At 54.2% G+C, this 10,500-nt stretch carries 5 protein-coding genes and 2 pseudogenes; 3 read left to right on the top strand and 4 right to left on the bottom strand.

Annotated elements, in window-relative coordinates:
• Positions 1-1,208: pseudogene (locus VB741_RS10110) on the bottom strand (hypothetical protein); the annotation flags it as partial.
• A 392-nt stretch (positions 1,209-1,600) separates the two neighbouring features.
• Between VB741_RS10110 and VB741_RS26305 the strand changes: the two are divergent.
• Both VB741_RS26305 and VB741_RS26300 read left to right on the top strand, forming a co-directional pair.
• Positions 1,601-1,831: a transposase gene (locus tag VB741_RS26305; RefSeq protein ID WP_442786331.1), complete on the top strand. Its 231-nt coding sequence runs from the start codon at positions 1,601-1,603 to the stop codon at positions 1,829-1,831.
• Positions 1,831-2,349 (top strand): annotated as a pseudogene (locus tag VB741_RS26300) (transposase). Before VB741_RS26305 ends, VB741_RS26300 begins: the two are co-directional and overlap by 1 nt.
• Positions 2,350-2,390: 41 nt before the next feature.
• Here the strand turns inward: VB741_RS26300 and VB741_RS10100 are convergent.
• The 3 genes from VB741_RS10100 to VB741_RS10090 all read right to left on the bottom strand — a co-directional run bounded on the left by VB741_RS10100 (position 2,391) and on the right by VB741_RS10090 (position 5,577).
• On the bottom strand, positions 2,391-3,212 hold the full coding sequence (locus tag VB741_RS10100) for a DUF928 domain-containing protein (protein WP_323365046.1): 822 nt from the start codon (positions 3,210-3,212) through the stop codon (positions 2,391-2,393).
• Between the two features lie 63 nt (positions 3,213-3,275).
• On the bottom strand, positions 3,276-3,518 hold the full coding sequence (locus VB741_RS10095; protein ID WP_323365045.1) for a hypothetical protein: 243 nt from the start codon (positions 3,516-3,518) through the stop codon (positions 3,276-3,278).
• 148 nt (positions 3,519-3,666) lie between these two features.
• Entirely contained in the window at positions 3,667-5,577 is a 1,911-nt protein-coding gene (locus tag VB741_RS10090) for a sensor histidine kinase (protein ID WP_323365044.1), read from the bottom strand.
• 375 nt (positions 5,578-5,952) lie between these two features.
• Between VB741_RS10090 and VB741_RS10085 the strand changes: the two genes are divergently transcribed.
• Positions 5,953-10,284, top strand: coding sequence for a beta strand repeat-containing protein (locus VB741_RS10085; RefSeq protein WP_323365043.1), 4,332 nt, complete (start codon positions 5,953-5,955; stop codon positions 10,282-10,284).
• Positions 10,285-10,500: the final 216 nt, after the last annotated feature.

Genomic DNA, 10,500 nt, shown 5'->3' with positions numbered 1-10,500 from the left:
CCATTGTTGTTGCTATCGCTATACAGGTGTAGGTCGGCATCGCCACCGTTCATGCCATGGAGGGAAAGACCAATTTGACGATTTCCTGTAATATCAAACTCAAACGTATCCGTTGGGTCAAAGGTACCCACAGAATAGTTATCGAGAGAAACAGGTGATGCACCCACAGTCCCAATATTGTAGTTGGTGGAGAAATCTAGATCGTAGGAGATCGGACTCCCAGAAAACTGTGTGACTTGTGCGAAATAGGTCCCTGCCGAGGCGGCGTAGTCGATGGTCTCGGAGCCAGTTCCACTGTTGGTAGAAGAAGCCACTTGAACATCACTGGCATCAAAGACACCATTGTTGTTGCTATCGCTATACAGGTGTAGGTCGGCATCGCCACCGTTCATGCCATGGAGGGAAAGACCAATTTGACGATTTCCTGTAATATCAAACTCAAACGTATCCGTTGGGTCAAAGGTACTCACAGTATAGTTATCGAGAGAAACAGGTGATGCACCCACGGTCCCAATATCGTAGGTTGCAGCTAAGTCCAAGTCATAGGAAATGGGACTCCCAGAGAACTGTGTGACTTGCGCGAAATAGGTCCCTGCCGAGGCGGCGTAGTCAATGGTGTCAGGGCCAGTTCCACTGTTGGTAGAAGAAGCCACCTGCACATCACTGGCATCAAAGACACCATTGTTGTTGCTATCGCTATAGAGGCGTAGGTCGGCATCGCCACCGTTCATGCCATGGAGAGAAAGACCAATTTGACGATTTCCTGTAATATCAAACTCAAACGTATCCGTTGGGTCAAAGGTACCCACAGTATAGTTATCGAGAGAAACAGGTGATGCACCCACGGTCCCAATATCGTAGGTTGCAGCTAAGTCCAAGTCATAGGAAATGGGACTCCCAGAGAACTGTGCGACTTGTGCAAAATAGGTCCCTGCCGAGGCGGTGTAGTCGATGGTCTCGGAGCTAGTACCCACATTCACAGAATAGGAAACCAATGTATCGTTGGAATCTAAAACACCATTGCCATTGCTATCGCGGTAGAGTCCCAGGTCGGCATCGCCACCATTCAGATCATGGAGATAAAGCCCGATTTGACGATTCCCCGTAATATCAAATTCAAATACATCTGTTGGATCGAAAGAGTTGACATTATAATTGTTTTGGCTAATCGGTGTACTGTTCAACTGATTTAGATCGTAGTTAGACATGGCTAATCCCTTTGTTCTGCATTATGTAGTAGGAAGGTAAAAACGGAGGAGGATAAAAAACAGGAAATAGAAAACAACAATAGCCAACCAATAAGAGCTCGGCTTTTTAGAACAATCACAGTCCTGTTATATCTCTCAAAATGTTCTCACCTGAACTATCCAAACAATAACCTGCAGCTATTCTAAAATCACTCGTTTTTAATGCATGATCCTGTGAAAAATTCAGAAAGAATATTGGCTGAAAAGTGCAACTTTTACAAAACACGAACCAATCCTATAGAGCTGATCTGACATCTTTAATAATGTAGGGAGAAGCCCAACATCAAGCCAAAGTCATTCATCATACCTATTCTAGTAACCTCACCAACGAAGAATGGAAAGTCCTAGAACCGTTGTTGTCGGATGTCCTGCCGAAGAAAAAGTGGGCTCGACCGCTAGAGTGGAGCTACCGAGAGCTCATTGACGGCAGGTTATACCCGTGCAAAAACGGGTTTAATGGGGAAGACTTGCCCAAGGACCTGCCGCCGTCTTCGACGGTCTACGGGCACTACAATCATTGGCGCAAAGCAGGCACTATCGAGAAGCGGATGAACCGGCTTCATGGTCAGGGTGGACTCGACTGATGATCATCGACTCGCAAGCGGAGAAAAACACCTGTAATGCCAGCGTTGAGTCTAAGGGCTTTTGCGTCTACAAAGCGACCAACGGCCTCCAGCGCCATCTGGCGGTCGATACGATAGAATTTCCGTTCTTTCCGCATTGCACACTGGCTAACGTGTCCAACGATGACGGCCTGATTAAGATGCTGAGCGAGCCCATCGATTACTTTCGAGCTAAGCCGGTCAACATCCCCAAGATGACTATTTTGCTAGACCACGGTTACCATCCTGACAAGCTCACAGTAGCGCTTGAGGCGGTTTACCCGAAGATTATGAGCCAGGTTAGGTTTGAGTGATCGCCCAAGCCGTCCAAGGCAGAAAAAGCGGCTCAAGGAAAAAGCGGTTTTGTTCCCGCAGTGGCGCGATGGATCATTGAACGCTCCAATACTTGGATGGAGCGTTGCAAGATTCTGGTCAAGAACTTCGAGAGAACTTTGGACAATGCCACTGCTAATCTCAACTTGCATAGCTGTATAGTCTAGCTATGCAGATTTTTACCTGTTTTTGCGGCTACGAATAGCCGTCAGTCTTGTGTGGCGATGTAACGCAGGCGATTGCTTAACTGCGAGAACTGATCATTGGGATTTTCAGCCTCCAGCTCAGCTAAACTGGCCACTAAATCTCGCCGGTAGGCAACAGCAGAGGCAGCCGAACTCTGGGAGATAACGGCGATTGCATCGTACCAAAGCCCAGCGGCCGCGAATTGTTGGGCTTGCTGCACCGGGTCAGTAGTTGTCACCATGCCGATGGGCAATGGCACCACTTGTAAATCGGCTTCATCAATTTTATTTTTGGAAGGTTGGCTGGCGCTGCATTGTAGAATAACCTTCCAACGGTAGGTTTCCCCAACATTGAGCGGCGGCAGAGAGGTTGGTAAGGTAAAGGACATCCATCCCGGTTGACTGGGGCCAAGATCAAAGAAATGGACCCGCTCTAATTGAGTCTCTACGGGATTGCTAGAAGTGTATCGATAGAGCTGAAGTTGGACAGGATAGGGGTTCTCGTCAGCAATGTACCAGGTCAGCGTAGGCCAAGTAGAGGCCGTTTGCCCAGCATGGGCCTGAGGGGCTAGGGCTGTTAAGCTAATAGCGGCCGGGCTGTCACAGCCCCCACGGGTACCGCCGCCAGTGGTGCGGTTCGGTGGTGTTGGGTTTGCTGGCGGACTGTAGCTTTTACGCATTGCAGTCGCTAATGCCAGGGGTTTCTCAATCTTACTGGTGAGAATATTAGACGCCTGATGACCCCAGCTCGGTTGGTCACAAGTAAACAGTAGGTAGATGAGGCTACCTATGGAGAGTCTTGCGATCGCAAAACCTGGCTTATGCATTTTTAATAACTGTTTCATTAACTTTCTCCTGGACTTAGTTTAAGGCTGTTTCAAACGTGGATTTGACGATTTACCTAAAATTTAAGCTTTGAGTTTTGGGCCGGGCTCAGCCAGGGCATGGTTAATGTACCAATACCTTACCAGCCGCACTGTCCAATACAGCAGGGTTGCCACCAGCAGGATCGTGCTCAGCCATTGCAGCCAGGGAAGCTGCAAGCCAACTCTAGTGGCGATCATCAGGACGGCATCATCGACGAAGCTAAGGATAAAGGGAAAGCCCTTTTGGGCAACGGTCTGCAGGATGCTGAACGAATGGTTTTGCATGGTGCTTGCAGTTCCTTATGGAAGACACCCTCAGAGTAGAAAGATGAGCCTCGATAGTCAGCCGACCTTTCCGACAGCCTGTCTGCTGTTGAGTGCTAAGAACGTTGCCGTTTTCGGCAACTGATGCCCCCAGATGATGGCAAACCGGCTATGGCCAGGGAAACCAGCTAAACCAGGGCCGACTCGGTGATGGAGCGGGCCAGCGTAGCTCACAACAGGTGCCCGAGGGGGTCGAACGCCGCTGAAAGCTGCCCCCCAGACGCTGGGCAATGGTCTCTGCCTGGCGGGTGCCGCGTCCGCCCGTAGTACGGGGGAATACATTTTCTGTAAGTCCTTGGCCGTTGTCTTTGACCTGAATGAGATTCTCAGTCTCGGTGGCCTGGCAGATGACGGTTAGAGAGGTGGCGTTGACTGCGTGCTTACCCACATTGCAAAGGGCTTCTTCTAAAAATCGACAGAGGGCCTGATAATTATCTGAAGATAGGCCGTTAGTCTTGAGGGGCTCAAAGTTGACAATGTGTGGGCCAAGGGTTTTGAAGCCTGGAAAGTCGCGCTGTAGGGTTTCACTGTATACTTCGTAAAGTTTTTCGTAGAGCAGACAGTCGGCACCAGCCGTTTCTTCGGCCAAGGGCAGATGCTGTTTTTTAGATATGTGGGCACTGTCTAGGAGTTGCTCATAGATATTCCGCAGGTCTTGATCCATCTGCTTGAGCTTGGGCAGGGCCTCTGGCCAACTCACGGTTTCTCCCGAGTCGCGCAGCAACAGGGCCAGGGTTTGCAGGGGGCCGTTGTGAATGGTGTTGTAGGTCTGTTCAATTACCCGTTGACGTTCTTCAATGCGCGATCGCAACGTCTGGTCGTACAAATAGAACCCTGATATCACGACCCCATTCACTGTAAAGGCCAGTAGCGCCGGTACCAGTGGCACCCACCAGCCTCCTAGCACCAGCAGCCCATAGCTGATGCCAACAATTCCCAGGCCCGTTAGCCCCAACAACAGCCAGTACCAGGCGGGGGATTTGACCCAGACAACCAGTACCATGCCAACTCCGCCCCAGAGCAGAATCCAGACATAGTTCACCCCATTGGGCCAGGTATACAGAAGCGGGCGTCCCTCCAGCACCGCATTGACCAATTGGCTAGTGGCGTGGGCGTGAATGTCAATGCCGTAAATCAGTCCTGGGTTCTCTGATACTACAGCCCCCGAGTTGATTAAATCTTTGGCGCTCAGGGAGGCCACCCCAATCAGCACGATGGCATCGTTAACCCAGTCGGGGTCCACCGTGCCTGACAACACGTCACCCATTGACACCTGTCTAAAAGGCGTAGCTCCACTGCGCACGTTGAGTAAAACCTGCAGGTCGCCCACATCAGCGTTGACGTACCCCCCCGTATTACGGGTAATCTGGGCGAACTCGGTGGTGCCAAACCGCATGGCTAAGGGGTCGCGCAGGCCATTCTCTAAAACCATGCCCTCGTTGGCCAGGTAGAGTTCGGCCAGGCGCAGGGCGAAGGAGAAATGAAATGTTCCGCTGGGAGCCTGGGCACCTAAGAGTAGGCGGCGCACAAAGCCATCGTCATCCAGGGGTAAATCGACAAATCCGACCTGCTCTGGGGGTAAGGCTGGGGGCGGCAGAATAGGTGGTTCATTAAAAACTTTTTCGATGCCAACTACGTTGGGAAAGGTTTGGAGGATATCGACTAAAGTGCTGTGGCCGGGTTCTACCGCTATGTCTCGATAGATATCAAGACCCACTACCCTGGGGTTCATTTTCTCTAGTGTAAGGATGAGGTTAGCTAGCGCGTTGTCGGGTACGGGGTAGGTGCCCAATGCCTGGATGTCTGCTTCGGTAATGGCGACTATTAAAATTCGCTCATCGGTGGTTTCGGCCGGTCGCCACCGCATGAGGGTATCTAGCATTTTTAGCTCAGGCCCCTGGAGCAGCCCTAGCAGCCGTGCCGCTACAATGATGCCCAGCACCACTGACCCTGGCATTAGTTGTCGCCAGGGAAACGCTTTAGAGGACCATCGTTGATGAAGTTTGGCAAGGCGCTTCATGGGCACAGTTGTCTCGGTAGCGGCATAGATGACATGGGTTTTCTATTCTGACCTTAGGCTAAATCGAAGCCGGGTAGGACTCAAGGGTAGTCTAGGGCAATCCAATGGCTGTTTTGGGTGCATAAGATGACCCGTTTGTGCAACCGATTTGAATCCGCCATCCCCTCCTGGGAGGGGCAGAGGTGGGTATCCCCTCCTAGGAGGGGCAGGGGTGGGTTATCCCCTCCTCGGAGGGGCAGGGGTGGGTAAGCCGCTGACCCAGCATGAACGGCGTAGGGCGTCAACGAAACTAAAGTTTATGCCTAGAAATCCAGCGGTCTGTGGGTAAACATGGTAGCTTTTGACCATTATTGCCTCCTTCCTCCGTCATTATCTATGCTGTTCTCTCGCCCCTGGTATTTGGCTGGGCTGCTTGGCCCTTGGTTGTCTCTGCTGGCAACACCCCTGGCCCTGGCCCAAGTTACACCCGATGCTACGTTGGGGGCAGAGGGTTCGCTCGTTTCCCCTGGGGTAGATGTGCGCGGGGAGGTGGCCGACCTGCTTGAGGGCGGTGCGATTCGCGGGGGCAACCTGTTCCACAGTTTTCTGGAATTCAACATTGGTGACGGGCAGCGGGTGTATTTTGCCAACCCGGTGGGTATTGAGTCGATTCTTAGCCGGGTGACGGGGGGCAACCCGTCGGCTATCTTTGGCACGCTGGGGGTGGATGGGGCGGCGGATTTGTTTTTGCTAAACCCCAATGGCATTATCTTTGGCGAGAATGCAGCCCTCGATATTGAGGGTTCTTTTTATGCCTCTACTGCCGAGGCGATCTCCCTGGGGAGTGGGGTTTATAGCGCCACGACACCGGAGCGGAGCAGTCTGTTGACGGTGAACCCAAGTGCGTTGGTAAGCAGCTACCTGAGCGATGCCTCGGGGGATATTGAGAATCGGAGCCAACTGGCGGCGGGGGAGAACTTGACCCTGGCGGCGAACAATTTGGATTTACAAGGGCAGGTGGCGGCGGCGGGGGATTTGATGCTGCTGGGGAATGCGGTGCAGATTCGGGATACGGCGACGGTGCCGTTTGTGGGCTTTGCCGGAGGTGACCTGTTGGTGCAGGGCAATGAGGCGGTGGATATTGTGGCGTTGAGCCACCCGGATAGTGGGCTGTACAGCTATGGGGATATGGTGCTGCGATCGACTAACCCGGTGGGGGGCGATGCCCACTACTGGAGCGGCGGCAGCTTTCGGGTGGAGAACTTAGATGAAAATTTAGGAGAGCTGTTTAGCCCCATCGACCCGATTATTCGCGCTCTTGGAGATGTAGAGGTTTTAGGCTATCAGGGGTCTTCGCTACATATTTTGGCTGGGGGCTCAGTCAATATTGGCACCGCAATTATAAATGCCCCAGATCCAGGAACTCTTGGGGTTGATTTTTTGCAGGAGACCATTCAGCTTTCAGATGGCACGATAGTGCAAATTGATGGTGGGGCTCAGCCAACACTGGATGTGCGGGCTGGAGTAGCACCTGAAGCGATTGGAGTGGTTCTACCGGGTTATATTTCTGGACTTGATCTTACCTCTTTTATTGTTGGTACAGCCTTTGATATTCCAACTAGCTCAGATATTACTGTTAGTGATGTTTTGATCGCTGCGCCCAATGGGTTGGTACTGCTCACAACCCATTACCAGCCGAACGCTGACTTAGCTGGAGGTAATATTTTCGTTACTGGAACGGGGCTTAGCGGTGCTGGCATTGATGTGCGAGGCTTTGGTGGGCAGGGTGGGGCCGTGTATCTCGATGCTCGTAATGATGTGTCTGTGGTCGACAGTAGCATTCAGACCTCTGGTGCAGGTGTGGTCGGAGATGTGGTGATTAATGCAGGCAGCACCGTTCGGTTTGATGGACAAAACCGCCTGACTGGAGTAGCGAGTGACCTGGCGGCTGGCACAGAGGGTACCGGTGGCAGTATTCAGATAACGGCGACTAATATTGAAGTTCTTAATGGTGCACGACTGAGTGCCAGCACCTTGGGCGATGGCGATGCGGGCAATGTGGTCATTACGGCGAGCGATGCCGTCGTTTTTGACGGCACCAGTGCCGATGGCCAGTTTAGCAGTGCGGCCTTGAGCAGCGTCGAAGCCGGAGCCACCGGGGCCGGGGGCAATGTGGAAATCGCGGCGAATTCCCTAGCGGTGCGCAATGGCGCACGACTGACTGCCAGCACCTTGGGCGATGGCGATGCGGGCAATGTCGTCATTACGGCGAGCGATGCCGTCGTTTTTGACGGCACCAGTGCCGATGGCCAGTTTCGCAGTGCGGCCTTGAGCCGCGTCGAAGCCGGAGCCACCGGGGCCGGGGGCAATGTGGAAATCGCGGCGAATTCCCTAGCGGTGAGCAATGGCGCAGGACTGAGTGCCAGCACCTTGGGCGATGGCGATGCGGGCAATGTAGTCATTACGGCGAGCGATGCCGTCGTTTTTGACGGCACCACTGCCGATGGCCAGTTTCGCAGTGCGGCCTTTAGCACCGTCGAAGCCGGAGCCACCGGGGCCGGGGGCAATGTGGAAATCGCGGCGAATTCCCTAGCGGTGCGCAATGGCGCAGGACTGACTGCCAGCACCTTGGGCGATGGCGATGCGGGCAATGTGGTCATTACGGCGAGCGATGCCGTCGTTTTTGACGGCACCACTGCCGATGGCCAGTTTATCAGTGCGGCCTTGAGCACCGTCGCAGCCGGAGCCACCGGGGCCGGGGGCAATGTGGAAATCGCGGCGAATTCCCTAGCGGTGCGCAATGGCGCAGGACTGAGTGCCAGCACCTTTGGCGATGGCGATGCAGGCAATGTGGTCATTACGGCGAGCGATGCCGTCGTTTTTGACGGCACCAGTGCCGATGGCCAGTTTATCAGTGCGGCCTTGAGCCGCGTCGCAGCCGGAGCCACCGGGGCCGGGGGCAATGTGGAAATCGCGGCGAATTCCCTAGCGGTGCGCAATGGCGCACAACTGACTGCCAGCACCTTGGGCGATGGCGATGCGGGCAATGTGGTCATTACGGCGAGCGATGCCGTCGTTTTTGACGGCACCAGTGCCGATGGCCAGTTTAGCAGTGCGGCCTTGAGCCGCGTCGCAGCCGGAGCCACCGGGGCCGGGGGCAATGTGGAAATCGCGGCGAATTCCCTTGCGGTGCTCAATGGCGCAGTACTGAGTGCCAGCACCTTTGGCGATGGCGATGCGGGCAATGTGGTCATTACGGCGAGCGATGCCGTCGTTTTTGACGGCACCAGTGCCGATGGCCAGTTTAACAGTGGGGCCGGGAGCAGCGTCGAAGCCGGAGCCACCGGGGCCGGGGGCAATGTGGAAATCGCGGCGAATTCCCTAGCGGTGCGCAATGGCGCACAACTGGTTGCCAGTACCTTTGGCGATGGCGATGCGGGCAATGTGGTCATTACGGCGAGCGATGCCGTCGTTTTTGACGGCATCAGTGCCGATGGCCAGTTTAACAGTGGGGCCGGGAGCAGCGTCGAAGCCGGAGCCACCGGGGCCGGGGGCAATGTGGAAATCGCGGCGAATTCCCTAGCGGTGCGCAATGGCGCAGGACTGAGTGCCAGTACCTTTGGCGATGGCGATGCGGGCAATGTGGTCATTACGGCGAGCGATGCCGTCGTTTTTGACGGCACCAGTGCCGATGGCCAGTTTAACAGTGGGGCCTTTAGCAGCGTCGAAGCCGGAGCCACCGGGGCCGGGGGCAATGTGGAAATCGCGGCGAATTCCCTTGCGGTGCTCAATGGCGCACAACTGGTTGCCAGTACCTTTGGCGATGGCGATGCGGGCAATGTCGTCATTACGGCGAGCGATGCCGTCGTTTTTGACGGCACCAGTGCCGATGGCCAGTTTAGCAGTGCGGCCGGGAGCAGCGTCGAAGCCGGAGCCACCGGGGCCGGGGGCAATGTGGAAATCGCGGCGAATTCCCTAGCGGTGCGCAATGGCGCAGTACTGAGTACCAGCACCTTTGGCGATGGCGATGCGGGCAATGTAGTAATCAATGTCGATGGACAAATACGGGTTAACGATGGAGAGATTCGCTCGTTAGCACTAGCAACTTCCGGTGGGCGCATTGATATTCGAGCAGGTAATCTTATTCTTAGAGAGAATAGCAATATCCTGACTGTAGTTGACTTGGGTGAAGGCAGCGGCGGCAACATTACGATTATTGCTGACTTTGTTATTGCTTTGGATGACAGCGATATCCTCGCTTTTTCCGCCGATGGTCGCGGTGGCGCGATTGACCTCAGCGGCACCACCTTCTTTGGTCAAAATGCCAATATTGGCTCTGGCAACTTGACCCGAGAAGAACTGCTTGCTCTGGACGGTAACAATCGCGTCGACATCAACGCCACAGGCGGAGTTGAATCGGGCCAAATTTCCACTGGCGACAGCAGCTTCATCGAAAACAGCCTCACCTCCCTCTCAGACACCATCACCGACACCGCCGCCCTCACCGCTGGCAGCTGCATTGCCCGCACCAGCGACAGCCTCGGTTCCTTCGTTGCCACCGGCAGTGGTGGCCTGCCCCAGCGCCCCGATGACATCATCATCTCCACCTACCCCACCGGCACCGTCCGCACCGTTGCCGAACCCACTTCCACTCCCACTATCCAAGAACCCGACAGCGTCTACCAACTCCCCGATGGCCGCCTGGTACTCAGTCGCGCCTGTGAGTAGAGTTGTTGGGCCAGATTCCAGAGATCTAGCAGTAGACCTTGGCATTTAGCAAAGATTAGAGCAGAATCCTGGGATCTTAGGGTCAAGGCATGATCAGGATAATGAAGCTCCTACCTAAGGATACTAACCATTTCATTGCTGAGATAGACTCATGCTCCTGGAAGATCTGGTACTAGGGGAAATGCCAATGAAGCTAAAGTTTATACCAAGAAAACC

This window comes from Leptothoe sp. PORK10 BA2, from assembly GCF_034932105.1.
Lineage (GTDB): Bacteria > Cyanobacteriota > Cyanobacteriia > Phormidesmidales > Phormidesmidaceae > Leptothoe.
This window is presented reverse-complemented; position numbering and strand designations above follow the sequence as displayed.

Coding starts and splice junctions, on each gene's coding strand:
- VB741_RS10100 (WP_323365046.1), bottom strand. CDS start 3,212: ATGAAACAGTTATTAAAAATGCATAAGCCAGGTTTTGCGATCGCAAGA.
- VB741_RS10095 (WP_323365045.1), bottom strand. CDS start 3,518: ATGCAAAACCATTCGTTCAGCATCCTGCAGACCGTTGCCCAAAAGGGC.
- VB741_RS10090 (WP_323365044.1), bottom strand. CDS start 5,577: ATGAAGCGCCTTGCCAAACTTCATCAACGATGGTCCTCTAAAGCGTTT.
- VB741_RS10085 (WP_323365043.1), top strand. CDS start 5,953: ATGCTGTTCTCTCGCCCCTGGTATTTGGCTGGGCTGCTTGGCCCTTGG.